The organism is Paracoccus sp. KR1-242 (assembly GCF_049446195.1).
GTDB classification, from domain to species: domain Bacteria; phylum Pseudomonadota; class Alphaproteobacteria; order Rhodobacterales; family Rhodobacteraceae; genus Paracoccus; species Paracoccus broussonetiae.
In genome coordinates, this window is the sequence record NZ_JBMSED010000003.1 from 313,549 (window position 1) to 339,243 (window position 25,695).

Below are 25,695 nucleotides of genomic sequence, written 5' to 3' on the forward strand. Positions count from 1 at the left end.
CCCGCCGCCGGAATGGGTCAGGGCGCTTTCGTGACCCATTCGAAGCGCGACACCCAGGGGCTTGCAATCACGCCATGGACGCTGGCGCGAAAGGCTGCCGTGTCCAGCACCTCGGAAAAAGGCTGGATCGGCAAGGGGTGGGCGTCGATATAGTTCTGGATGTCCTTGTAAGCGGCCTTCTGCTGGGCGGGATCGGCCAGAAGCAGTGCGTTTTCGACTTTCCGGTTCATTTCCGGATCGTAGTAGCTGGCCCGCCAACCCTGGTAGTTGGTCAGCTTGGCCTTGTCCGAATTGTCCGGGTTATAGGCCAGCGATCGCAGGTTGTTGTCGGGATGCGGCTGCTGGCCACCACCACCGCGACCGATCAGAAGCTCGAAATCCCGGTCCCGCATCGCACCATAGATGATGTCGCCAGAACCGCTGATCATGCGGACGCGGAAGCCGCCCTGCTCCAGCGTGTTCTGGATCGCGGTCGCGGCCTTGGCAAAGGGTTCCTCTGACAGGAAGCGCAGGGACACGTCCATGCCGTTCGGATATCCCGCCTCGGCCAGCAGTTCGCGGGCGCGCTTGACGTCCAGATGATAGCCGGGATCGGGAAGCGAGCCGATGACACCCGTGCTGATCGGCCTTTGCCTGAGCTTGCCGAAATAGGGCATGACCGCGCGGTTGATCCCGTCATAATCGATCAGCAGCCGCAGCGCCTGCAGGACGCGCGGATCCTGGAACCGCTTGTCCTTCATCGAGGCCGCCAGGTAGTAGAATCCTGATCCGAAGGTGGTCTCGACCCTGATCTCGGGGTCCGATTCCAGCGCCTTCAGGTCGGGGGATTGCATGGAATAGGCGACGTCGATATCGCCCTTTTCCAGCATCAGTCGCTGCGTCTGCGATTCCGGCAAATGCCGGAACAGGATGCGCCGCATCGCGGGCGGCGGCCCCCAATAGGTCGGGCTGCGCGTCATGATGACATATTCGTTGGACGCCCATTCGCTGAGCGTATAGGGGCCCGAACCGGCCGCATTGGTCCGCAGCCAGGCCGCGCCCCAGTCGCCATCGACCTCGTGTTCCAGCGCCGTCCGCTTGTCCAGGATCGTGCCGAAGCCGTTCTGGGCCAGGATCATCATCACCAGCGTCGGGTCATCGGGCTGCGGCAGGTTCAGGACGAAGGTATGGTCGTTTTCTGCGACGAACAGCTTGTCGGCATCCTCGACCCGGAAGCCGCGCGTCTTCAGGGCCGAGGCCTGTGCGAGGTTCAGGGCAAGCAGGCGCGTCAGGCTCCATTTCACGTCATCCGCCGTGACCGGGTTGCCCGAGGAAAAGCGCGCATCTTCACGCAGGTGGAAGCGCACCGACATGCGGTCGTCAGAAATCTCCCAGCTTTGGGCAAGGCGGGGCTTCAGGCTGCGATCCTTGGGGTCGAGGATCACCAGCGTGTCATAGATGTTGTTCAGCACCTGGACGGTTTCCCGCCCGGTAATCCCGGCCGGGTCCAGAGTCAGGATGTTGTTCATCGTTGTCGCGACGACAAGCTGGTCGGCCGGCGTTTCGGCCAGGGCCGGCATCGGGGCAGTGCTGGCCAACAAGGCCAGGACCGCGGCCCGTTTCAAAAATTCCCTCATGCGCCTCTCCTCCCTTTGAATGGCGACCGGGCCGTCCCGGCCCGGTTCAGGCGACGCGGTTGTTCTCGATGAAATCGAAATTGATGTCCTCGCCCAGGCCGGGACGGTCGGGAACATGGACATAGCCGTCCCGATCCATCGGGTCGGACAGCGCGTTCAGGTAGTCGTGGCCGTCGTCATATTCCAGGAAGGGATGCAGAAGCCCGCGTTCATACCAGCGGCAGTTCTTCGACGCGGCGACGACATGCAGGTTCATCGCGGTATTGCCGTGAACCTCGCACTCCATGCCGAAACATTCCGCCATCCGCATGGTCTTCAGCGCAGGCGTGATGCCGCCGACATCGTTCACGCCGGTCCGCAGGATGTCACAGGCCCCCGCCTTGACCCATTCCGCGCGATGCCAATGCTTGCCCGCCGCACTTTCCGGGCCGACGACCGGAATATCCAGATTGTCGGCCAGCCATTTATAGGACGACATCGACTGTTCATCCATTGGCTCTTCGATCCAGTCGAAGCCCAGCTTTTCCAACCCGCGCCCCAACGCCAGCGAGTCGGTGCGCGAATACCAGTGGAAGGCGTCGATCATCAGGCGGATGTCCGGCCCCACGGCCTCGCGCACGGCCGCGCAGGCCTTCAGGTCCATCCCGACATCGGGCGCCCAGCTGACCGGGGGCATCCAGGTGTGCAGCTTGATCCCCTTGTAGCCGCGCTTGACCAGCGTCTCTGCAAAGCGGCCATAATCTTCGGGCGTGGCCAGCCCGCCCTCCAGCTCATCGCCACACATGATCGAGCCATAGGCCAGGACCTTGTCGCGATAGGCCCCGATCAGCTTGTGCACGGGCTGGTTCAGGCTGCGCCCGGCCAGATCCCACAGCGCGCAATCGACTACCGCCAGCGTCCGGTCGGTCAGCTGCGCCGCCGAACCGCGCTGCCAATGCGCCAGGTCCTGCCAAAGCCGTTCACGGTCGCGATGGTCCTGTCCGATCAGCACCTTGTTCACGAATTTCTCGATCACGTGGGGCCGCACGATTTCCGGCGCGGTGAAAGAGTGTCCCTCGTGCCCGTCCTCGGTGCGGATGGTCAGCATCGCCTGGCGCACCTTGTGGGCGGGACCGGGATGGGCATGGCCCGCGCTGTCGGAATGGCGGCGCGTCGTGGTTTCGAACACCCGGACCTGAACGTCGGAGATGAGCATGTGATGTTCCTCGAATCTGCGGCCCGATCGGCAGGGCGATGGCAGACTGATGCGGCATGTTGCATAACTTGTCAATAATCTGTATTACATGTTATGCGACAAACGGCGACAGCCCGCTTGCCTGTGCACATGTCGTCGTGCTTTGAACGATCAAGACGACGATGCGGCTGCGGGACAAGCGGCCCTTTGATTTATCAGGAGCAAAACATGCAACCCGGAGGCACGCAGTCCCTGGTCAGCCGCATTTGCGGCGATCTGCGTCAGGCCATCGAGGCCGGGACCTATCCACCGGGCACGCGCCTGCCCAGCGAAAAGGATCTGACGGAGCGCTATGGCGTCAGCCGGACGGTTGCCCGCGAGGCTTTTGCCAACCTGCGGGCAGACGGGCTGGTCGAATCGCGCAAGGGCGCGGGCGTCTTCGTCCTGGACGCGCCGCAGCGGCAGGCCCCCTTCTCGGGCCTTTCTGTGGACCGCATCTCATCCGTCATCGAATTGCTGGAATTACGCACGGTTTTCGAGGTGGAGGCCGCGGGATTTGCGGCTGCGCGCCGCTCGGCAAGCCAGCTTGAACGCATCATCGAGGCGCATCGGAACGTCGCGGATCGCCTGCGCCTGGGGCAGCCGACGCGCGATGCGGATTATGATTTCCACCACACCATTGCCGAGGCGACGCAGAACCGCCGGTTCCCCGAATTCCTGCAACTGATCCGATCGGGCATCATCCCGCGCGGCGAATTGCAGGGCGCGCCCGCGGGAGCACGTCCCCGCGACTACAATCTGCATCTTCAGGAAGAACATGGGCGGATCGTCGACGCCATCATCCAGTCCGATCAGCAGGCGGCGCGGCAGTGCATGGCCGCCCATCTGCGCGGCTCAATGGACAGGTATCGCGAATTGCTGCGGAGCCGGGCGACAGTTGCCGACCGGCCTTGATGTCGGAACCTGTCGACATGTTTAAATCTTGTATTACATGTTAGGATAGGTTAATCCTCTCTCGACTCGGGAGGAGCCAATGCCACAGAACGAATATCCTGTCGTCACCACCGGACCGGGCACGACCCGGCAGGTGCTTGCCCAGAACGACCAGATGATGCTGGTGTCCTTCAGGTTCCAGACCGGATCCGAAGGCGCACTGCATTCCCATCCGCATGTGCAGTCGACCTATATCCGCGCCGGTCGCTTCGAGTTTCGGCGCGGTGACGAGACACTGATCCTGCAACCGGGCGACGCGCTGACCATCGACGCGAACGTCACGCATGGTTGTCGCTGCCTTGAGGCGGGCGAGCTGATTGACAGTTTCACCCCCCGGCGGGACGATTTTCTTTGAACCCTGTCCCGCTGCCGAAGCCGGTGGCGGAACTGGATGACCCGATGCGCCGCAGCTTCGCCTGCGCAGCCATTCCAACATGAAGGGGAAGGCGATGTCCTTGCAAAAGGCACGGCTTCAGGGGCTCGGACGCCAGGCCCTGTCGATAGCCGTCACCCTGTTCGGCCTGCTCTTGCTGACATTCATCATCGGCCGAGTCATGCCTGCGGACCCCGTCCGCGCCATGATCGGCGAAGATGCAAGCCAGGAAACCTATGAGCAGGTCTATCATCAGCTGGGACTGGACCGGCCGATGTGGGAACAGTTCCTGGTCTACCTGAAGGATGTCGCCACCGGTGATTTCGGCACATCGATCCGCACCGGGCATCCCGTAGTGCAGGATATCCTGCATGTCTTCCCCGCCACGATCGAGCTTGCGACACTGGCGATCCTGCTGGGCGCGGGGCTGGGCATTCCACTGGGCGTTCTGGCCGCGGTGAACAAGGACCGCTGGCAGGACCAGGCGATCCGGGTGTTCAGCCTGATGGGTCATTCCATGCCGATTTTCTGGACCGGGATGCTGGGACTTCTGGTCTTTTACGCCTGGCTCGGCTGGGCCGGGGGCAGCGGGCGCATGGATTTCTTTTATACCGGAGAGATCGCGACGCCGACCGGCTTCCTGCTGATCGACAGCCTGCTGGCGGGGCGGGTGGACATCTTCCTGTCCGCGTTGCGCCACCTGATCCTGCCGGCGCTGCTGCTGGGATACTCCTCGTCCGCCTATATCACCCGCATGGTGCGCAGCTTCATGCTGGACCAGCTGGGACAGGAATATGTCGTCACCGCGCGGGTCAAGGGGCTGTCGCGGCGCCAGACGATCTGGCACCATGCCTTTGCCAATATCAGGGTCCAGCTGATCACCATCGTCGCGCTAGCCTATGGTTCTCTGCTGGAGGGCGCGGTCCTGATCGAGACGGTCTTCGCCTGGCCGGGCTTCGGGCAATATCTGACCAACAACCTCATCATCGGGGACATGAACGCGGTCATGACCTGCGTGCTGCTGGTCGGGGTCATCTTCATCGCCCTGAACATCCTGTCCGACATTCTCTACCGAGTATTCGATCCGAGGACGCGATAATGGCCGCCACCGAAACCTCACTGCCCCGGCGCATTCCGGTCCTGCACGAGGCCCTGGGCCTGCTGCGCAGCCTGATGCGCAGCCCGACCTCGGCCTTCGGGGTCATCATCATCCTGGCTTTGTGCCTGGTGGCGCTTTGCGCACCGCTGATCGCGACGCACAGCCCGTATGCCCAGAACCTCGACAACGTGCTGCAGCCGCCCGGCAACGGCCACCTGTTCGGCACGGACGAGCTGGGCCGGGACATCTTCAGCCGCGTCGTCTATGGCGCGCGGATCAGCCTGACCATCATCACGCTGGTCACGGTCGTCGTCGGTCCGATCGGGCTGCTGGTCGGCACCACCGCCGGATATTTCGGCGGGCGCTATGACACGGTGATGATGCGGATCACGGACATCTTCCTGTCCTTCCCCAGCCTGATCCTGTCGCTGGCCTTCGTCGCGGCGCTGGGGCCAAGCCTTCACAACGCGATCATCGCGATCGCCCTGACCTCGTGGCCGCCCATCGCGCGCCTCGCGCGGGCCGAGACGATGACCTTTCGCAAGGCGGATTACATCTCGGCCGCGCGGCTGCAGGGGGCGTCAAGCGCACGGATCATCGTCAAGTCCATCGTCCCGATGTGCCTGCCCTCGGTCATCATCCGGCTGACGCTGAACATGGCGACCGTGATCCTGACCGCCGCGGGCCTTGGCTTCCTGGGTCTTGGCGCGCAACCGCCGCTGCCGGAATGGGGTGCGATGATCGCGACCGGTCGACGCTACATGATTGACAGCAACTGGCTGGTCCTGTTCCCCGGCATCGCCATCGTCAGCGTCAGCCTGGCCTTCAACCTGCTGGGCGACGGCCTGCGCGACGCGCTGGACCCGAAGCAGAAAGGACGCTGACCATGACCGACACCCTGCTTGAGGTCCGAAACCTTAGCGTCCGCTATGGCAATGCGCCGCAGGACGCGGTCCGGGACGTCTCCTTCACCCTTGGCCGCGAGCGGCTGGGGATCGTCGGGGAAAGCGGTTCCGGCAAATCCACCATGGGCCGCGCGCTGATGCAGCTTCTGCCCGGCGCAAGCATCCGCGCGGACAAAATGGCGTTCATGGGCCGCGACCTTCTGGCCCTGAACGAAGCCGAGATGCTGAAGATCCGCGGCCGCCAGATCTCGATGATCCTGCAGGATCCGAAATATTCGCTGAACCCGATCCACCGCGTCGGCGACCAGATCGCGGAAACGCTGCTGCGCCATTTCCCCATCTCGCGGTCCGAGGCTCGGCAGAAATCCCTGGCCATGCTTGAGGCCGTCAAGATCCGCGACCCCGAGCGCGTCTTCGACCTTTACCCGCACGAAGTATCGGGTGGAATGGGTCAACGGATCATGATCGCGATGATGCTTCTGGCAGATCCCCGCATCGTCATCGCGGACGAGCCGACCTCGGCGCTTGATGTGACCGTCCGGCTGAGCGTGCTGAAGATCCTGGAAGATCTGGTGAAGGAACGCGGCATCGGGCTGATCATCATCAGCCACGACCTCAACCTTGTGCGGAACTTCTGCGACCGTGTCATCGTGATGTTCGGCGGCCGCGTGGTCGAGACCTTGCCCGCGCGCGAACTGGACAATGCCAGCCATCCCTATACCCGCGGCTTGATGGCCGCCCAGCCCCGCATCGGCGGCCCGCGCACCCCCCTTCCGGTGCTGGACCGCAGCGCGCAATGGAGTCAGGAGATCGTGTCATGAGCACAGATGTTGTCGCGAAAAACCTGTCGATCAGCTTCGGGCCGGTCAAGGTGCTGCCGGACGTGAGCTTCCGCGTCGAACCGGGCGAATGCTTCGGCCTGATCGGCGAAAGCGGATCGGGCAAATCGACGGTGCTGCGCTGCATCTCGATGCTCAACGATTTCTGGTCCGGGCAGGTCACACTGGGCGGGCGCAGCGTGCGTGAGCTTGGCACAGCCGAACGCTGCAGGATGGTCCAGATGGTGTTTCAGGACCCCTATGGCTCGCTGCACCCGCGCCAGTCGATTCGCACCGCCCTGATCGAGCCGCTGCGCATCCACGGCATCGACAATCGCGAAGAGCGGATCCGCCGCGCGATCTCGGATGTCGGGCTGCCAGTCGATTTCCTCGACCGCTTTCCGCACCAGCTTTCAGGGGGCCAGCGCCAGCGCGTCGCCATTGCGCGCGCGCTGATCCTTGATCCGACGCTGCTGCTGCTGGACGAGCCGACTTCAGCGCTGGACGTCTCGGTCCAGGCGGAAATCCTGAATTTGCTGACCCGGCTGCGGCAGGAACGCGGCTTCACCTCGATCCTGGTGACGCATGACCTGGCCGTCGTCTCGCATATGTGCGACCGTTTCGCGATCATGCAGCATGGCGACGTGGTCGAAATCCTGAACCGCAGCGCGCTTGAGCGGGACGAGGCGACCCATCCCTATGCGCGCGAGCTGATCGAGACCTCGCTGGCCTATGAGGGGCGGCAGATGCCGCGCTGCGCCTGATCGGATTGCCGCTTCGCGCAGGACGGGCTAGTCCGAACGGAACGGACCCGCGCGAGGAACCCAGATGGACCGACCTGCCCCACCACTTCCCGACCTGATCGCCTCTGGCCGCGGTCACGCCGGTCTGGAGTGGTTCGACCTGAAAGACACCGCCAGCGGCGCGGTCCGACGGGTGTTCCTGTGGTTGCCTGCGGGCGACATGCCCAAGGCGGGCTGGCCCGCGTTGTTCATGTCCGATGGCAACGCGGTGATCGCGACCGCCATCGATGCGATGCGCGCGCAGGCGCCCTATCCCTCGGGGACCAATCTTGGGCAGGGCGCGCTGATCGCCATCGGCTATCCGACCGAGGATGCCTATGACCCGTTCCGGCGCAGTTGGGATCTGGGCCCACCCCCCGGCGCAACCTATCCGCCTTTCTGGCCCGACACGCCCGAGGTCCGCACCGGCGGCGGCGCAGAGTTCGCGCGTTTCATCCTGGAGGATGTCCGGGCCTTCCTTGCGACGCGGACCCGGCTTGACCCGACCCGTCAGGGGCTGTTCGGCCATTCCTTTGGCGGGTTGTTCGCGCTGTGGCTGATGTTCAACCGGCCTGACGCCTTTACCCACTGGATCGCGGCCAGCCCCTCGATCACGTGGGAGGACAGCTTCCTGCTGCAGCATCGCGACGCCTTCGATCCCGCAGGCTACGAGATCCGGCTTCTTCTGTCCGCGGGCGAATGGGAGGGGAACGAGCTTGCCCCCTTCCAGCGCGGGGCCGAGGATGCCGAAAAGCGCCTTGCGGCCAAGAAGATCGAACGCACGCTGGACGCGGCGCGCCAAATGGCTGCCGACCTTGACCGCCTGCCCGGAGTCAGTGCCCGATACGAAACCTATCCGGCCGAGACGCATATGTCGGTGTTGCCGGTCGCGGTGAACCGGGCCTTGCACTTCGCCTTCGCCGCGCGGTCATAGTCCGGCAGGTAGCACCACCGCCCGACCATCGGCCATTGCGGCGCAGTCGAAGGCGATGCCGAAAGTGTCGCGCAGGGGGGCTGGCGCCAGTACCTCTGCCGCGCTGCCAAAGGCCACCAGCCTGCCGTCGCGCATCGCCAGGACACGGTGGCAGACCCGCGCGGCGATGGTCAGATCGTGCAGGATCATCACCACGCTGCGGTCCTGCCCCAGTTCGCGCAGCAACGCGACCAGTTCGGCCTGATGGGGCAGGTCGAGGAAGTTCAGCGGCTCGTCCAGAAGGATGGTCCCGCTTTCCTGGGCCAGCACCAACGCGATCCATGCCCTTTGCCGCTGCCCCCCCGACAGGCTGTCGACCGAGCGCCCGGCAAGATCCTGCAATCCCACCGCGGACAGCGCGCGATCGACCGCCGCATGATCCTTGGGCGTCATCGGCAGGAACGGGCGCAACCAGGGCGTCCGCCCGCGGGCAACCAGTTGGCGCACCGTCAGTCCGGGCGGCGCAGATGCGGTTTGTGGTAACATCGCGATGCGGCGGGCCCGTCCACGCGCGGACAGACGGGCGATATCCTGTCCCTGATGCAGAACCTGCCCGCTTTCCGGCAGAAGCAGCCGGGCCAGCGCGCGCAGCAGCGTGGTCTTGCCGCTGCCATTCGCGCCGATGATGCCGGTGATGCCACGGGGCGGAAGCGTGCAATCAACGTCATGCAGGATGCGCGTTCCGCCAAGGCTGACCGAAAGCTTGCGGATTTCAAAGGGCATGGGGCTTCCTTCGCTTCAGCCGCGCGCCATGCGGCGAACGGTCAGGATCAGGACCGGCGCACCGATCAGCGCAGTGTAAAGTCCCGTCGGCAGCAGCGCCGCCGGCGAGATGGCGCGGGACAGGCAATCGGCCAGCGTGACAAAGGCCGCGCCCGCCAGCATCGCGGCAAGCGGGCTGGGTCGTCCACCCGCGACCAGCCGCCCGACCGGGCCCGCGGCCAGGGCGACGAAGCCCATCGGGCCACAGACCGATACGACACCTGCCGTGAGCAGGGCCGCCACAAGGCCCAGCCCCGCTCGCAGCTGACCGACCGGCAGGCCAAGCGCGCGGGCAAGATCGTCGCCCAGCTCCAGCCGGTCCAGCACCCGACCCGAGAGCAGCAGCGGCACCATCAGCGGCAGTAGCCACAGGGCGCGCCCCAGTTCGGGCCAACCCGCGCCATTCAGCGTCCCGCTGAGCCAGGTCATCGCCATGCCCGCGTTGCTGTCGCCCATGCGCAGGATCAGCGCCTCGGTTCCCGCTCCGGCAAAGATGCCAAGCGCAAGGCCCTGCAGGACGACGGCGCGCGGCTCGATCCCCAGCCGGGGATGCGCGGCCAGCCAGCCAAGCGCTGCGACCGCGACCAGCCCACCGGCCCAGGCACCGATCATCACCGGTGCGCCCAGCAGCAAGGCCGCGACCGCTCCGCAGGCCGAGCCCTGCGACACGCCAATCACGTCCGGAGAGGCCAGCGGGTTGCGCAGCAGGGTCTGAAAGACCAGCCCGACCAACCCGAACCCGGCCCCCGCCACCAACCCAAGAAGAAGGCGCGGCATTCGCAGCCGCCAGATCATGCGCCCCGCACCCTCGGGGTCGGCAAGCGCGTGGACAAGCTCGGCTGGCGAAAGCCATGTCCTGCCGACCGACAGCGACAGGACGGCCAGCGCAAGGATCAACAGGATCAGCGCGACAAACCTCATGCGGTTTCTCGCAACATGCGCCGGACCAGAAGCATGAAGGCGGGCGCGCCGATCATGGCCAGAACAATGCCCAGCTGCATCTCTGCCGGGCGGGCAAGCCATCGTCCGGCGAGATCGGCCAGGACCGCAAGACCCGCACCGACCGGGCAGGCCAGGGCAACCTGCTGCGTCAGACTGGCCCCCCTTGCCGCGCGGCGTGCCATGTGTGGGGCGATCAGCCCGATGAAGCCGACCGGACCTGCGATCGCGACGCTCGCACCGGCGGTCAGCGCCACCGCCGCAAGGCCAAGCCCCAGCACCCGGCCGACGCTGAGGCCAAGAGCGCGTCCCATCTCGGCCCCCAGCATCATCGCCTCGATCTGGCGCGCGGCGATGGCTGCGATCAGGATCCCGACCGCGGCGACCGGTCCCAGAACCGCCAGCGCAGGGGGTTGCGCCATGGCAAGCGAACCGACCATCCAGAAGCGATAGATGTTGCGCGCCTCGGGGTTCAGCAGGACGATCAGCGCGACCAGCGCCATGCAAAGGCTGGCAAAGGCAGCCCCGGCCAAGGGCAGCCGCAGGGTGTTGTCGCCGCCGCCAGCCAATAGCCGCACCAGGACCGTCGCCAGCGCCGCGCCCGCCAGGGCCAGCCCGACGATCCCCAGTTGCGGCAGGGCACCCAGCCAGAACAGGCCCAGAACCACAGCCAGTGCCGCGCCTGCGTTGACGCCCGTCAGGCCGGGATCTGCCAACGGATTGCGCGCCATCGCCTGCATCACCACTCCGGCCACGGCCAACGCCGCGCCGATCACCAGCGCCGCGATTGCGCGGGGCAGGCGCATTTCCCGGATGATCGCCTGTGCGGGGTCCGTGGGATCATAGGCAGCAAGCGCCGACCATAGCAGCCTTGGCGAATAATCCTGCGCGCCAAGGCACAGCGCCGCGACAAATCCCGCCGACACGGCAAGCCACATCAGGGCAAGGCGGGGAAAAAGGCGCAAGTGGGACTCCGGCCGGGAACGCTGCAGTGGTGGCTGGCGACGGGCTGGCCCTTTGCGCGCCTGCTTGCAGCTATGGCGAGCCGGGGTCAAGCGCCTTGACCGGGGCAATCGCAGCGGCTAGCCCCGTGTGACCCAGCGCTGGCGCGCAAGGCAAGGACCACTTCCAAGGATGCCGCCATGCCCCGCGCCCTGCTTCTTGCCGCCTTTGCCGTTCTGGCCCAGCCCGCCTTGGCCAAGGAAATTACCCTGCATCACGCCTTTGGCGAAACGCGGGTCGATCCCGACAAGGTGAAACGCATCGTCTCGGTCGGCTATCACGAACAGGATTACCTGTATGCGCTGGGGATCGCCCCGGTCGGTGTCCATGACTGGTTCGGCGAGCATCCCTTTGCCACCGGTCCCTGGGCCGAGGAGGCGCGGCAGGCCGTCGGGGCCACCCCGGATGTCCAGAAAGGGTTCGAGATCGACGTGGAATGGGCCTGGGGGATGGAGCCGGACCTGATCCTTGCAACCTATGCACCCATGGACCCGCAGACCTATGCCCAGCTGTCCGAGATCGCCCCGGTGGTGGGCCCGCCCGCCGAATTCCCGCTTTGGGGCGCGCCCTGGGATGCCGAGCTTCGGCTGATCGCCCAGGCCACCGGACGCGAGGCGAAAGCGGAGGAGGTGATCGACCGCATCGGCGCAAAGATCGATGCCGCCGTGACGGCGCATCCCCAGTTCCGGGGCCTGTCCGGCACCGCCGCCTATTTCAACAATGGCCAGATCGTCGGCTATCGCAGCCTGGATGGCGCGAACCGATTGCTGACATCCTTCGGTGTCCGGACTCCGCCCGAGTTCGACAAACTGGTCGGGGATACCGATCGCTTTCAGGTCAGCCCCGAACGGTTCGATTTGTTCGACCTCGATGTAATCCTGTGGCTGGTCGAGGCGCCCACGCGCCAGGCGATCGAGGCCCTCCCCGCCTGGCGCAACACCCGCGCCGCGCGCGAGGGCCGGGCGATATGGGCCAGCCCCGATATGATGGGCGCAATGGCCTTTCAGTCGCCCTTGTCCATCGAATGGGCATTGGAACCTCTGACCCGCCTGTTGGCCGCGGCGTCCGACGGCGATCCCGCGACGCCCGCGGAACAGACACCTTGACTTGACCCGCCGGGGGTCACAGAAGCGTGACGACCAAGGCAGCGCATCCGCGCAACCCCGGCGGCAATCGGCGAGCCCACGCGCCCGTCACATCCAATGACCCCCGCGCAACCCGTTCCCACGGGGCTTTCAACGCGTGGCAGACCGACCGGACCATCATGACCAATTCCCTGTTTGCGACCCTTGCCCGGCGACCCCGGTTGGCGCTGCTGCTGACCGCTTCGGCGCTCACGCCCTGTCCGCTGCTTGCGCAGGACGCCGTGACGCTTGACCCCGTGATCCTGCAAGGCCAGGCCTCGCCCGTTTCGGGCGGCACCGGCTATACCGTGACGACGACCGCGACCGGCCTTAAATCCGGTGCGCCGCTGACCGAAGTTCCAATGACCGTCAACACCGTCACCGAGCAGGAGCTGGTCGACCGCGACCCCGTCCAGATCGAGGACGCGCTGGCCTATGTTCCCGGCGTCGTCGCTTCGACCTGGGGGATGGATGACCGCTTCGACCAGTTCACCATCCGGGGCTTCGACGTGGGCGTCTATGGCCTGTTCCGCGACGGGCTGATCAACAAGGCGCAAAGCTTCACCGGCTTCAAGGTCGATCCCTACATGATCCAGCGCATCGACGTGCTGAAGGGGCCGGCCTCGGTGCTTTACGGCCAGAATGACGTGGCAGGGATGGTCAACATGATCACCAAGCGCCCGACATTCGAACATCTGGGCGAGGCACGGCTGTCCTATGGCTCGCATGACACCGCCGAACTGGCCGTGGACTGGGGTGACGTCAACGCCGACAAGACGCTGTCCTGGCGTCTGACCGGGCTGGTGCGGGACGGCGCCAATTCGATCGAGAATTCGCAGGATGACCGCAACCTGCTGGCCCTTGGCGTCACCTGGGCGCCCACCGATGCGACCTCGATCACCTTCCTGGCGCATTGGCAGAAAGACAGGATGATGCCGAACAGCATGGTCCCCGTCGCGGGCGAGGATTATGACACATCCAACGGCACCCTGCCCTGGGATTTCCTGAACACCCAACATCCCTGGAACAAGTTCGACACCGAACAGGCCAGTATCGGCTGGCAGGCAGAACATGAGTTCAACGACAGCCTGCTGGTGCGCCAGAACTTCCGCTATGCCCGCCAGACGACCGACTACAACCACCTTTATTCCAGCGGCCTGACGCCGGGCGCGCCGCTGCCGCCGTCGCTGAACTATACCGCCTTCACCGTGGACGAGAAGGCGCGCTACTGGGCGCTGGACAACCAGCTTGAATATCGCGGCCGCATGGGCACTGCCGAACATGTGCTGACCGTTGGCGTCGATCTGACCAAGCAGGTCCGGGACGGCGGCATGGGCTTCGGGATGGACTACAACATCCCGCTGTCGGATCTGAACTTCGACCAGCCCGTTGCCGATCCTGCCCCCTTCAACGACGGCAGGACCGAGGTGCTGGAAAAGGGCATCTACGCACAGGATCACATCCGCTTCGGCAATGGCGTGACGGTCACGGCCGGGTTGCGCCGCTCGTGGGTCGAAAACGAGACCGACGACCGGCTTTACGGCATGGATTCCTATCAAAAGGACAGTGCCACCACCGGGATGCTGGGCGCGACCTGGGACCTGGGCAACGGCTTCGTGCCCTATGCCAGCTATGGCGAAAGCTTCACCGTGAATGTCGGCCAGACCTTCGACGGCGAACAGTTCCAGCCAACCGAAGGCAAGCAGATCGAGGCCGGGTTGCGCTACCAGCCCGCGGGGTCGAACCTGCAACTTGCCGCGGCGCTGTACAGCATCGAGAAGTCGAACGTCCTGACCGCGGATCCGGTGAACCCCAACTTCCAGATCCAGACCGGAGAGGTCCGTCACCGCGGGCTGGAGCTTGAGGCGCGTGGCCAACTGACCGAGCAACTGTCGCTGATCGCGGGCTACAGCTATATCGACGCCAAGGTTCTCAGCTCGGAAGACGGGGATGAGGGCAATGAGCCCGCGATGGTGCCGAAACACGCCGCATCCGTCTGGGCGGAGTATGACTTCTCGAACACGGTCAAGGGTCTCAGCCTGGGTGGTGGCCTGCGCTATGTCGGCAAGACCTGGGCGGACAATGCCAACAGCCGCCGCGTCGATTCCCATATGCTGGCCGACATGGCCGCGCGCTACAGCTGGGACGACTACACCGCAGCGCTGAACGTCACCAACCTTTTTGACAAGGACTACTACGCCACCTGCACCGTCTATGGCAGCGGCTGCGCACAAGGCGAAGGCCGGGAAATCACCCTGACCCTGTCCCGCACCTTCTGACGGGCAAAACCGCCCCCATGCGGAAGCGGCGCTTTCGTGCGGGGGTTCAGCGACCCGGCCCTAGGCCGCGGTCGCCTTGATACGGGCGGCCAGGCACCAGTCGCGGATCACCTGTGGATCCGGCGGCAGGGCCTGTGCCAATCCGCCCGAAAACTCAAGGAATGGCGGCAGGTTCAGCCCGTTCACCCCGACCAGAACCGGCAGGCCGCGATCCAACGCCTCGGCGATGGTGGGGGCAAGGCCCCTGCCCTCGGCCTCCTGCTTGCCGAACTTGTTGACGACAAGGAACTCGGCACGATCCAGCGCCCGGGTCGTCCAGACCACCGATTGCTCAAGCGCATCGGCATCCAGCCGGCAGCCGCGTGCCTCGGCCCCCCGATCCACGCTGATGCGGACCGTGGGACCGTCCGGCAGCAGCCGCAGGTCCATGTCGCAACGGGGCCGGTCCGGCCGCTCGATGTTGCTTTGCACCGTGCCGGCCAGTTGAAGCCCCTCGGCCTCCAGCCCGGTCACCACCTGCATCAGCAGCGCGTCGATCGCCCCGCGACCGGTCAGGGTGACATAGGCTAGCTTCATGCGTCGGCTCCTTGCTCGGCCAACGACACGCCCGAGACATCGGCGCGGGCCACCAGCCCGGCGATGAAGGCGCGGCTGGCCGCGACCCACGCGGCCTTTTCACGGGCCTCTCGCAGATGCGGAAGCACTGCCTCGAAGGGCAGAACCTCGCCCCGCGCCCTGGCGTCCAGCCGGATCAGATGGAAACCGTAGCGGCTTTCGACCGGCTCGCTGATCGCGCCTTCCTCCATCGTGGCCAGAGCGGCCTCGAATTCCGGCACGGTATCTCCCGAGGACAGTTGCCCCAGGATCCCGCCATTCTCGCGCGATGAACAGGCGCTGTGCTGCGCCGCCAGCTTGGCGAAACTGCGCGGCGACTTGCGCAATTCGGCCAGGATCTGCATTGCGGCGTCGCGCGCGATGGCGCGGGCGGCAAGGTCTCCTGCGGCAGCGGGGAACAGGATATGCGCCGCCTCGAACAGGGAAGGCGCACGAAACCGTTCTGGATGTGCCTCGTAAAGGGCGCGCAGGGCGCCCTCATCCGGGGTTTCGGGGTCGATGGCGCCGTCCAGAAGCTGGCGGATCAGCGCCTCGTCCTCGACCTCCCACTGGCCGGGGGCAACCTCGACCGGATCGGGGTCCAGACCGCGCGCCCTGGCCTCTTGCAGCAGGATCTCGCGCAGGGCAAGCGCACGGGCCGCGGCCTTCCAGGCCAGCCCGGGCTTGCCCTTGGGGGCAGGATGGTTCTGCGCCTCGGCCGCGATGCGCTCGGCGCTGATGGTCACGCCGTTGACGGTAACGGGGGGAAGCAGCGGTTTCATGTCCACGGCCATCACTCCACCGATTGTTGCGCAGGATGCTGGCGGGCCATGTCATGCGCCGCGACCTTGCGGGCCACAGCCTCGCGCGTCGCCAGATCACGCGACATCGGACGCAGGCCGACATTCTCTCGCGCGTCGCGTTTCGAGCGAACGATCTGATAGCCCGGCCGCCACAGGTAACGCACCGGCGCCGACAGCATATGCACCAGTCGCGTGAAGGGGAACACCAGGAAGATCGTCAGGCCCAACAGGATATGCGCTTGGAAGATCCACGATGCGCCTTCGACATACGAAGCCGGATCGGCTCCGAAATAGGCGATCGCCTGAGCCCAGTTCATGAACCGGATCATCTCGCCACCGTCCAGATGCTGCGCGGAAACGAAGATCGTGCACAGCCCCAGCGTCAACTGCACCATCAGCAAGATCAGGATGCCGCTGTCGGCGATGGTCGAATTCGCGCGGATTCGCGGGTCCGTCAGGCGACGGTGCAGCAGGATCATGCCGCCGATCCAGGCCATCACGCCGGCAATGCCGCCAGCCGCCATGGCCAGGATCTGCTTGGCCTCATGGCTGATGCCGAAAGCCTCGAAAATCCAGACCGGGGTCAGCAGCCCGACCAGGTGCCCGCCAAGGATCACCAGCACGCCAAGATGGAACAGGACGGAACCGATGACGAACTGCTTGCGTCGCAGAAGCTGGCTGGAGGATGATTTCCAAGTATAGGGATCGCGCTCATAGCGAACGATCGAGCCGAAGACCATGATGGTGATGGCGATATAGGGATATACCCCGAACAGGAAATTGTGCATCTGGGCCTCCTCAGCTGGCGGTCCCGGCCGCATTGCGTGCGGGCACGGGGTCCATGCGGGCAAGAATATCGCGGCTGACCGGGCAGCCGGCATTCGGATCGGGACCAAAGGTCACTTGCGCCTCTGCCCAGACGGCGTCCAGGGCGGCCAGATCCTCGGGATCGTCGTCCTTGACGGCCAGCAGGGTCTCGACCTCTTCGGTTTCCGGGTCGGCTTCGGCGACGGCGGTCAGAGCCTCAAGGACAGCGGCATAGACGGATTCGCGCCGGATCAGCCTTTCGCCAAGCGCGACCAGGATATGACCGGCGTCGCGCAGGATCTCGCGTGCCTCGTCCAGGGGACGGGTCGACAGGAATTCCAGCAGCACCGGCAGGTGGTCGGGGAGTTCGGTCCCGCCCAGGTCGAAGCCGCCCGCACGATAGGTCTCAAGCAGATCGACCATCGCGCCGCCGCGGTCACGGCTTTCGCCGTGGATATGCTCGAACAGGTTCAGCGACAGCGTGCGCGAGCGGTCGAACAACAGGACATAGCGTTCCTGCAGGTCGTAGATGTCATTCTTCGCGAGTTGGGTCAGAAGCGGGGTCAAATCCTCGATCCGCTTCGGTCCAAGCAGCCCATCCTCCAGCAGCGCAGCGCGCAATTCGGGGATGGCGGCCTGCAGTTCTGACGTGGGATAGGTCAGAAGCAGGGAAAGAACCTTGAAGGTCTTCATGAAATGAACTCCTGCGGGCTGCGGAATTTCTTGCCCGAGAAAAGCTTGCCGGTGCTGTGGCCCGACGAGCAGCCGTTGCCGTCGGTAAAGCTGCACCCGCCGCCGCGAAGGTCATAGGCGTCCTCGACCATTTCACGGTGGGTGGTGGGAATGACGAAGCGGTCTTCGTAATTCGCAATGGCAAGCAGGTTGTACATCTCGTCGATCTGCAGCGGGGTCAGGCCGACACGCTGGGCAACGCCCAGGTTCACCACGCCGTCGACGGTTTTCGAACGCATGTAGCTGCGCATCGCCAGCATCCGTTCCAGCGCAGCGGCGACCGGGGCCTCGTCCCCTGCCGTCAGCATGTTCGCCAGATAGCGCAGCGGAATGCGCAGCGAACGCACGTCGGGCATGTCGTCCTGCGCCGAGATCCGCCCCGCCTCGGCGGCGTTCTGGATCGGGGACAGCGGCGGCACATACCACACCATCGGCAGGGTCCGGTATTCCGGATGCAGCGGGAAGGCGATCTTCCACTCCATCGCCATCTTCCATATGGGCGAGTTCTGCGCGCCGCGGATCCAGTCCTCGGGCACGCCCTCGGCACGGGCGGCCGCGATCACCTCGGGGTCGTTCGGGTCAAGGAAGACGCCCAACTGTGCGTCGTAAAGGTCCATTTCGGACTCGGTCGCGGCGGCCTCGGCGATCTTGTCGGCGTCGTAAAGCATCACCCCCAGATAGCGGATGCGGCCGACGCAGGTTTCCGAACAGACCGTAGGCTGGCCGGATTCAAGGCGTGGATAGCAAAGGATGCACTTCTCGGATTTGCCCGAAGACCAGTTGTAATAGATCTTCTTGTAGGGGCAGCCCGAAACGCACATCCGCCAGCCGCGGCACTTCTCCTGGTCGATCAGGACGACGCCGTCATCCTCGCGCTTGTAGATCGCGCCCGACGGGCAGGACGCCACGCAGGCGGGGTTGAGGCAGTGCTCGCACAGGCGCGGCAGATACATCATGAAGGTGTTTTCATATTCACCGTAGATGTCTTTCTGGACGCCTTCGAAGTTGTAGTCCTTGGACCGCTTCTCGAATTCGCCGCCCAGGATTTCCTCCCAGTTCGGGCCCCATTCGATCTTCTCGATCCGCTCGCCCGAGATCATCGAGCGCGGACGAGCGGTCGGGAACGCCTCCATCTCGGGGGCGGATTTCAGGTGGTCATAATCGAAATCGAAGGGTTCATAGAAATCGTCGATTTCGGGCAGGTCCGGGTTGGCGAAGATATTCGCCAGGATCCGCCACTTGCCGCCCTGCTTGGGCTGCAGGTGCCCGGACTTGGTCCGGGTCCAGCCGCCGTTCCAGCGCTTCTGGTTTTCCCAGTCCTTGGGATAGCCGATGCCGGGCTTGGTCTCGACGTTGTTGAACCAAGCGTATTCAACCCCCTCGCGTGAGGTCCAGACGTTCTTGCAGGTCACCGAACAGGTGTGACAGCCGATGCACTTGTCAAGATTGAGCACCATGCCGATTTGCGCACGTACTTTCATTCCGCTGCCTCCGGAGCTTGGGTTGCGGGCTGGTCATCCAGCGGACGGTCAAGCCAGTCCACCTTGTTCATCTTCCGTACGATCACGAACTCGTCCCGGTTCGCCCCGACCGTGCCATAGTAGTTGAAGCCATAGCTGAGCTGGGCATAGCCGCCGATCATGTGCGTAGGCTTCAGCACGACGCGGGTGACCGAGTTGTGGATCCCGCCGCGCAGGTTGGTGATCTGGCTGCCGGGGGTGTTCACGATCTTTTCCTGGGCGTGATACATGAAAGCCGTGCCTTCGCGCATCCGCTGGCTAACCACCGCCCGCGCGGTCAGAACGCCGTTCGTGTTGAAGACCTCGATCCAGTCGTTGTCGACCAACCCGGCCTTTTTCGCATCCACTTCCGAGATCCAGACCACCGGACCACCGCGGTTCAGCGTCAGCATCAGCAGGTTGTCGGTATAGGTCGAATGGATGCCCCATTTCTGGTGCGGCGTGATGAAGTTCAGCACGACGTGCTTTTCGCTGGAGCCAAGCGACTTGGTCGCGTGATGGCCGACCGTTTTCAGGTCTACCGGCGGCCGCCAGGTCACAAAGCCCTCGCCAAAGGCGCGCATCCATTCGTGGTCCTGGTAAAGCTGCTGCCGACCCGAAACGGTCCGCCACGGGATCAGCTCATGCACGTTGGTCCAGCCGGCGTTATAGCAGACCTCTTCGCTTTCGATGCCCGACCAGGTCGGAGACGAGATGATCTTGCGAGGCTGGGCCGCGATGTCGCGGAAGCGGATCTTTTCGTCTTCCTTGACCTCGGCCAGGTGCTTGTGGCTAAGGCCGGTCGTGCGGCTCAGCGCCTCCCATGCCTTCACGGCCACCTCGCCGTTGGTTTCCGGCGCAAGCATCAGGATCACTTCGGCCGCGTCGATGGCGGTTTCGATCCGGGCCATGCCCTTGGTCGGACCCGCCTCGGTCACGGTGCCATTCAGGGCCTGCAGGTGGTGCACCTCGTCACGGGTATCCCACGAGATGCCCTTGCCGCCGTTGCCGACCTTCTCCATCAGCGGGCCAAGCGCGGTGAAACGCTTGTAGATATTCGGATAATCCCGCGTGATCTCGATGTAGTTCGGCGCGGTCTGGCCGGGGATCAGGTCACATTGGTCGCGTTTCCAGTCGGCGACGAAGGGCTGGCGAACCTCGTCCGGGGTGTCGTGCTGCAAGGGCAGCTGCACCACGTCGGTTTCGACCCCCAGCACCTCGGGCGCGATTTCCGAGAACTTCTTCGCGATCGACTTGAAGATCTCCCAGTCCGACTTCGACTCGTAGGCCGGATCGACAGCCGCCTGCAGCGGGTGGATGAACGGATGCATGTCCGACGTGTTCATGTCATCCTTTTCGTACCAGCTGGCGGTCGGCAGGACGATGTCGGCATAGACGGCGGTGGTCGACATGCGGAAGTCGATGGTCACCAGCAGGTCCAGCTTTCCTTCCGGCGCCTTGTCGTGCCAGACAGCCTCGACCGGCTTCGCGCCGCCTTCCTCGCCCAGATCCTTGCCCTGCACGCCGTGATCGGCGCCCAGAAGGTGCTTGAGGAAATATTCATGCCCCTTGCCCGACGACCCCAGCAGGTTCGAACGCCAGACGAACATGTTGCGCGGCCAGTTTTCGGGCGCATCGGGATCGACACAGGACATTTCCAGCGAGCCGGATTTCAGCCCGCGGGCGACATAGTCCTTGACCTCGATGCCTTCGGCCTTGGCGGCGCGCCCGACCTCAAGCGGGTTGGTGCGCAGTTGCGGGGCCGAGGGCAACCAGCCCATCCGTTCCGCCCGGATGTTGTAGTCGATCAGGCTAAGCTTATCCCAATCGCCTTTCGGCGCAGTGGGCGACAGCAGCTCGCGCGCCGTCACGGTTTCATAGCGCCATTGATCGGTATGGGCATAGAAGGCACTGGTGCCGTTCATGTGACGCGGCGGGCGGTGCCAATCCAGCGCAAAGGCCAGCGCCGTCCAGCCGGTCTGCGGGCGCAGTTTTTCCTGCCCGACATAGTGGGCCCAGCCACCGCCGGACTGCCCGACGCAACCGCACATCACCAACATGTTGATGATCGAGCGATAGCTCATGTCCATGTGGAACCAGTGGTTCATCCCCGCGCCAATGATGACCATGCTGCGGCCATTGGTCTTTTCGGCGTTCGTGGCGAATTCGCGGGCCACCTGAATGATCTTGTCGCGGCGGACGCCGGTGATCTTTTCGGCCCAGGCGGGGGTGAAGGGCACGTCGTCGTCATAGCTGCTGGCGACATTCTCGCCACCCAACCCGCGGTCGAGGCTGTAGTTGGCGCAGAACAGGTCAAAGACCGTCGCAACCAGCGCCTCGCTGCCATCGGCCAGCTGCATCCGTTTGACCGGCACGTTGCGGGTCAGGATCTCGCCGCGGTCGTCGCGGACGAAACCGTTGACAGCGGCACCGCCGAACCATGGGAAGTCCACGGCGGCAACGTCGTCCCGATCCTCGTCGAGGATCAGGCTCATCTTCAGGCGGACATCGTCCTTGCCGGATTTCGCTTCAAGGTTCCACTTGCCCTGCTCGCCCCAGCGAAAGCCGATCGACCCGTTCGGGACCACGACATTGCCCGTGGTCTCGTCAATGGCGACGGTCTTCCAGTCGGGGTTGTTGGCCTGGCCCAGCCCGCCATCGAAGTCCGAGGCGCGCAGCTGCCGACCGGGAACAAGACGGCCGTCCTGTTCATCCAGACGCACCAGCATCGGCATATCGGAATAGCGGCGGCAGTAATCCTCGAAATACTCGGCCTGACGGTCCAGGTGATATTCGCGCAGGATGACGTGACCAAAGGCCATGCCGATCGCTGAGTCTGTGCCTTGCTTGGCGTTCAACCAGATATCGCTGAACTTCGCGGCCTCGGAATAGTCGGGGCAGATCACGGCAGACTTGGTGCCCTTGTAGCGCGACTCGGTATAGAAATGCGCGTCGGGCGTGCGCGTCTGCGGCACGTTCGAGCCCCACAGGATCAGATAGCCCGCATTGTACCAGTCGGCCGATTCCGGCACGTCGGTCTGTTCGCCCCAGGTCTGGGGGCTGGCGGGCGGCAGGTCGCAATACCAGTCATAGAAGGACAGGCAGGTGCCGCCCAGCAAGGACAGGTAACGCGTGCCCGCGGCATAGGACACCATCGACATGGCCGGAATGGGCGAGAAGCCGAAAACCCGGTCCGGGCCGTATTTCTTGGCGGTATAGGCGTTGGCCGCGGCGACGATCTCGGTCGCTTCTTCCCAGCTTGCGCGGACGAAGCCGCCCTTGCCGCGGACGCGGGTATAGCTTTTGCGCGCCTCGGGATCGTCCTGGATCGCGGTCCAGGCCTGGATCGGGGTCATGGATTTGCGCTTTTCGCGCCATAGCCGCATCAGGCGCGCCCGGATCAGTGGCGTCTTCACCCGGTTCGCACTGTAAAGATACCAGCTGTAGCTTGCGCCCCGCGCGCAGCCGCGCGGTTCGTGGTTGGGCAGGTCGGGACGCGTGCGCGGATAGTCGGTCTGCTGCGTCTCCCAGGTCACGATGCCGGACTTGACGTAGATCTTCCAGGAACAGGAACCGGTGCAGTTTACCCCGTGGGTCGAGCGTACGATTTTGTCGTGGCGCCAACGCTTGCGATAGGTGTCCTCCCAATCGCGGTTCTCAATGGTGGTCTGCCCGTGACCGTCTGCGAAAGTGTCCTTGCGCAGGCTGGTCAGAAAATTCAGGCGATCCAGAAGATGGCTCATGGCTCTCTCCGTTTCGGGGTTATTCGGCGGGGGCGGCCGTGACCGCGCGCCCGTGTTCGATGTCGTGAAGCATGCCGCCGCGGCGCGTATAGATGCCCCAGGTGACGGCGATGCAGATGATGTAGAAGATCAGGAAGCCCACGAGCGCCGCTTCGGCACCGCCCGTCAGGTGGATCGAGCTTCCGAAGGCTTTCGGAATGAAGAACCCGCCATATCCCCCGATCGCGGCCGTGAAAGCGACGATGGCGGCCGATTCACGCTCGGCATGGCGGCGACGTTCGTCGGCGTCAGCCTGCGGGAAGATGCGGGCAACCTCTTTGCGCATGATGACGGGGATCATCTGGAACGTGGACGAGTTGCCCACGCCCGAGAAGAAGAACAGCGCCATGAAGCCCGCAAAGAACAGCGCGAACGAGGTGATGCTGAGACCCTGGATGATCACGAGGACCGAGGCGATCATTCCGATGAAGACCCAGAAAGTCACGCGGCCGCCCCCGACCCGGTCCGCCAGCCAGCCACTGCCAGCCCGGCTGAGCGCACCGATCAACGGTCCAAGGAACGCAAATTGCAGGGCGTTGACCTCGGGGAAAGCCAGCTTGGTCAGCATTGGGAAGGCGGCGGAATACCCGATGAAGCTGCCGAAGGTGCCGGTATACAGCAGGCACATGATCCAGTTGTGCTTGCGGGTAAAGATCACCGCCTGTTCACGGAAGCTGGCTTTCGCGTCGGCGATGTCGTTCATCCCCAGCCAGGCGGCGACCGTCGACATCAGGATGAAGGGAACCCAGACAAAGCCCGCGTTCTGCATCCAGACCTGACCGCCATCGGTAAGCTGCTGGGGCTGGCCGCCAAGGGCGCCGAAGACCCCGGCAGTGATCACCACCGGCACCAGGAACTGCATCAGCGAGACGCCCAGGTTGCCAAGCCCGGCATTCAGGGCCATCGCGTTGCCCTTTTCCGAACGCGGGAAGAAGAAGCCGATATTCGCCATCGAGGACGAGAAGTTGCCCCCACCCAGGCCGCAAAGCAGCGCCAGCACGACGAAAATCAGATAGGGGGTCTCGGGGTTCTGCACGGCGTAGCCGATGCCCATGGCCGGGATCAGCAGCGACGCGGTCGAGATGGTCGTCCACAGCCTGCCGCCAAAGATCGGCACCATGAAGCTGTAGAAGATGCGCAACGTTGCGCCCGACAGCGCGGGCAGCGCCGCCAGCCAGAACAGCTGGTCCTGCGTGAAGTTGAAGCCGATGGCGGGCAGTCGCGCGATGACGACCGACCAGACCATCCAGACCGCGAAGGCCAGAAGCAGCGCCGGGATCGAGATCCACAGGTTGCGCTTGGCGATCCGCTTGCCGGTGCTTTCCCAGAACTCGGGATCCTCGGGGCGCCAGTCCTGCATCACGCGGGGCATTTCGGTCTTGCCGGGGGTATGGACCTCGGCCAGTTCGGGGAAGGTCGGCAGCTGGTCCAGCGCCTTGCCATGGGCCTCCCGCTCCATCGCGCGGATCGACAGGTGCATCCAGGCCAACGAGACAAGGACGACCAGCAGCAGCAGCACGAAGCACGAGGTATAGACCCCGGTCAGGTCCAGCAGCGCGCCAAAGACGATGGGCAGGATGAAGCCGCCCAGACCGCCGATCATCCCGACCAGACCGCCGACCGCGCCAACGTGGTTCGGATAATAGACCGGGATATGCTTGAAGATCGCGGCCTTGCCGAGGCTCATGAAGAAGCCGAGCGCGAACAGCGTGCCGACAAAGGGCCACAGGTCCATCTGCGTCGAGAAGGCGATGGCGCCATTCTTGCCGTGGATGACGTAGTCCGTCGGCGGATAGGACAGCATGAACAGGAACAGGATCGCGAAACCGAAGGTCCAGTACATCACCGTCCGAGCGCCGAAGCGATCCGACAGCGACCCGCCATAGGCCCGGAACAGGCTGGCCGACAGGCTGAAGGCCGCGGCCGCCATCCCGGCTGTCCGCAGATCGACGCCATAGACCGCGACCAGATAATGCGGAAGCCACAGCGCCAGCGCGACAAAGCCGCCGAAGACGAAGAAATAGTAAAGCGAGAAGCGCCAGACCTGCAGGTTCTTCAGGGGCGCGAACTGCTCGGCCAGGGATGGCGCCTTGATCCCGCGCGCACGACGGTCGGCGAAATCCGGATCATCCTTCGCCAGAAGGAAGAAGGCCACGCCCATCAGCGCGATGGCGGCGGCCCAGATCTCGGCCACGCCCTGCCAGCCCATTGCGATCAGGACGAAGGGTGCAAGGAACTTGGTGACGGCCGCGCCGACGTTCCCCATGCCGAAGGTGCCAAGCGCCAGCCCCTGCTTCTCGGCAGGAAACCACTTCGAGACATAGGCGACGCCAATGATGAACGAACCGCCCGCAAGCCCGACGCCAAGCGCGGCAAGCAGGAAGGTTTCATAGCTGTTGGCCCAGGTCAGCGCGTAGGTTGCAAGCCCGGTCAGGATCATCTGCAGCGAAAAGACCAGGCGCCCGCCAAAGCGCTCGGTCCAGACGCCCAGGATCAGCCGCGTCAGCGAACCGGTCAGCACGGGGGTCGCAATCAGCAACCCATATTGGAACTCGGACAGGCCGAGTTCATCCTTGATGGTAATTCCGATGATCGAAAAAATAGTCCAGACAGCAAAGCACAGCGTAAAGGACAACGTA

At 64.5% G+C, this 25,695-nt stretch carries 21 protein-coding genes; 9 read left to right on the forward strand and 12 right to left on the reverse strand.

Features of this window, described 5'->3' with window-relative positions:
• Positions 1-17 precede the first annotated feature (17 nt).
• Positions 18-1,616 (reverse strand): ABC transporter substrate-binding protein, encoded by a 1,599-nt coding sequence (locus ACO2Q4_RS07025; protein WP_423318303.1) that lies wholly within the window; start codon positions 1,614-1,616, stop codon positions 18-20.
• A gap of 46 nt (positions 1,617-1,662) precedes the next feature.
• Complete coding sequence (locus ACO2Q4_RS07030; RefSeq protein ID WP_311757977.1) at positions 1,663-2,811, reverse strand: mandelate racemase family protein; 1,149 nt, start codon at positions 2,809-2,811, stop codon at positions 1,663-1,665.
• A gap of 207 nt (positions 2,812-3,018) precedes the next feature.
• Here ACO2Q4_RS07030 and ACO2Q4_RS07035 point away from each other — a divergent pair, with 207 nt between their 5' ends.
• The 7 genes from ACO2Q4_RS07035 (at position 3,019) to ACO2Q4_RS07065 (ending at position 8,694) form a co-directional block, all read left to right on the forward strand.
• Complete coding sequence (locus ACO2Q4_RS07035; protein WP_311757978.1) at positions 3,019-3,744, forward strand: FadR/GntR family transcriptional regulator; 726 nt, start codon at positions 3,019-3,021, stop codon at positions 3,742-3,744.
• Between the two features lie 79 nt (positions 3,745-3,823).
• Positions 3,824-4,138 (forward strand): cupin domain-containing protein, encoded by a 315-nt coding sequence (locus ACO2Q4_RS07040; RefSeq protein ID WP_395134809.1) that lies wholly within the window; start codon positions 3,824-3,826, stop codon positions 4,136-4,138.
• A 94-nt stretch (positions 4,139-4,232) separates the two neighbouring features.
• Entirely contained in the window at positions 4,233-5,255 is a 1,023-nt protein-coding gene (locus ACO2Q4_RS07045) for an ABC transporter permease (protein WP_311757980.1), read from the forward strand.
• A complete protein-coding gene (locus tag ACO2Q4_RS07050) occupies positions 5,255-6,139 on the forward strand; it encodes an ABC transporter permease (RefSeq protein ID WP_311757981.1) in 885 nt (294 codons plus the stop codon). The genes ACO2Q4_RS07045 and ACO2Q4_RS07050 overlap by 1 nt, the downstream gene beginning before the upstream one ends.
• A 2-nt stretch (positions 6,140-6,141) precedes the next feature.
• Positions 6,142-6,981, forward strand: a complete 840-nt coding sequence (locus ACO2Q4_RS07055; RefSeq protein ID WP_423318306.1) for an ABC transporter ATP-binding protein — start codon at positions 6,142-6,144, stop codon at positions 6,979-6,981.
• Positions 6,978-7,742 carry an ABC transporter ATP-binding protein gene (locus ACO2Q4_RS07060; protein WP_423318308.1) on the forward strand — a complete coding sequence of 255 codons (765 nt, stop codon included), beginning with the start codon at positions 6,978-6,980 and terminating at the stop codon, positions 7,740-7,742. Before ACO2Q4_RS07055 ends, ACO2Q4_RS07060 begins: the two co-directional genes overlap by 4 nt.
• 64 nt (positions 7,743-7,806) lie before the next feature.
• Positions 7,807-8,694 carry an alpha/beta hydrolase gene (locus ACO2Q4_RS07065; RefSeq protein WP_423318310.1) on the forward strand — a complete coding sequence of 296 codons (888 nt, stop codon included), beginning with the start codon at positions 7,807-7,809 and terminating at the stop codon, positions 8,692-8,694.
• Here ACO2Q4_RS07065 and ACO2Q4_RS07070 read toward each other — a convergent pair.
• The 3 genes from ACO2Q4_RS07070 to ACO2Q4_RS07080 are packed head-to-tail and all read right to left on the reverse strand — an operon-like array spanning position 8,689 to position 11,399.
• Positions 8,689-9,456 (reverse strand): ABC transporter ATP-binding protein, encoded by a 768-nt coding sequence (locus ACO2Q4_RS07070; RefSeq protein WP_395134817.1) that lies wholly within the window; start codon positions 9,454-9,456, stop codon positions 8,689-8,691. The two genes, ACO2Q4_RS07065 and ACO2Q4_RS07070, sit on opposite strands and share 6 nt — an antisense overlap.
• 15 nt (positions 9,457-9,471) lie before the next feature.
• Positions 9,472-10,416, reverse strand: a complete 945-nt coding sequence (locus tag ACO2Q4_RS07075; RefSeq protein ID WP_423318313.1) for a FecCD family ABC transporter permease — start codon at positions 10,414-10,416, stop codon at positions 9,472-9,474.
• Positions 10,413-11,399: a FecCD family ABC transporter permease gene (locus ACO2Q4_RS07080; protein ID WP_395134821.1), complete on the reverse strand. Its 987-nt coding sequence runs from the start codon at positions 11,397-11,399 to the stop codon at positions 10,413-10,415. The genes ACO2Q4_RS07075 and ACO2Q4_RS07080 overlap by 4 nt, the downstream gene beginning before the upstream one ends.
• Before the next feature lie 177 nt (positions 11,400-11,576).
• On the opposite strand from ACO2Q4_RS07080, the gene ACO2Q4_RS07085 reads away from it, so the two are divergent.
• Positions 11,577-12,542 (forward strand): ABC transporter substrate-binding protein, encoded by a 966-nt coding sequence (locus ACO2Q4_RS07085; RefSeq protein ID WP_423318315.1) that lies wholly within the window; start codon positions 11,577-11,579, stop codon positions 12,540-12,542.
• Positions 12,543-12,700: 158 nt separating this feature from the next.
• Complete coding sequence (locus ACO2Q4_RS07090) at positions 12,701-14,839, forward strand: TonB-dependent siderophore receptor (RefSeq protein WP_423318317.1); 2,139 nt, start codon at positions 12,701-12,703, stop codon at positions 14,837-14,839.
• 60 nt (positions 14,840-14,899) lie between these two features.
• Here the strand turns inward: ACO2Q4_RS07090 and ACO2Q4_RS07095 are convergent, their stop codons facing one another.
• From ACO2Q4_RS07095 to ACO2Q4_RS07125, 7 genes are all read right to left on the reverse strand, one after another.
• Positions 14,900-15,415 carry a DUF2478 domain-containing protein gene (locus tag ACO2Q4_RS07095; protein ID WP_423318319.1) on the reverse strand — a complete coding sequence of 172 codons (516 nt, stop codon included), beginning with the start codon at positions 15,413-15,415 and terminating at the stop codon, positions 14,900-14,902.
• Entirely contained in the window at positions 15,412-16,215 is an 804-nt protein-coding gene (locus tag ACO2Q4_RS07100; RefSeq protein WP_423318321.1) for a peptidylprolyl isomerase, read from the reverse strand. Before ACO2Q4_RS07100 ends, ACO2Q4_RS07095 begins: the two co-directional genes overlap by 4 nt.
• A gap of 11 nt (positions 16,216-16,226) precedes the next feature.
• On the reverse strand, positions 16,227-17,024 hold the full coding sequence (narI, locus tag ACO2Q4_RS07105) for a respiratory nitrate reductase subunit gamma (protein WP_423318323.1): 798 nt from the start codon (positions 17,022-17,024) through the stop codon (positions 16,227-16,229).
• A gap of 10 nt (positions 17,025-17,034) precedes the next feature.
• A complete protein-coding gene (gene narJ, locus ACO2Q4_RS07110; protein ID WP_395134833.1) occupies positions 17,035-17,736 on the reverse strand; it encodes a nitrate reductase molybdenum cofactor assembly chaperone in 702 nt (233 codons plus the stop codon).
• Positions 17,733-19,256, reverse strand: a complete 1,524-nt coding sequence (gene narH, locus ACO2Q4_RS07115) for a nitrate reductase subunit beta (RefSeq protein WP_311757994.1) — start codon at positions 19,254-19,256, stop codon at positions 17,733-17,735. The genes narJ and narH overlap by 4 nt, the downstream gene beginning before the upstream one ends.
• Positions 19,253-23,017, reverse strand: coding sequence for a nitrate reductase subunit alpha (locus ACO2Q4_RS07120; protein WP_423318325.1), 3,765 nt, complete (start codon positions 23,015-23,017; stop codon positions 19,253-19,255). The genes narH and ACO2Q4_RS07120 overlap by 4 nt, the downstream gene beginning before the upstream one ends.
• A gap of 19 nt (positions 23,018-23,036) precedes the next feature.
• Positions 23,037-25,695 (reverse strand): nitrate/nitrite transporter (locus tag ACO2Q4_RS07125; RefSeq protein WP_423318327.1); only part of this gene is annotated, 2,659 nt, incomplete at its 5' end.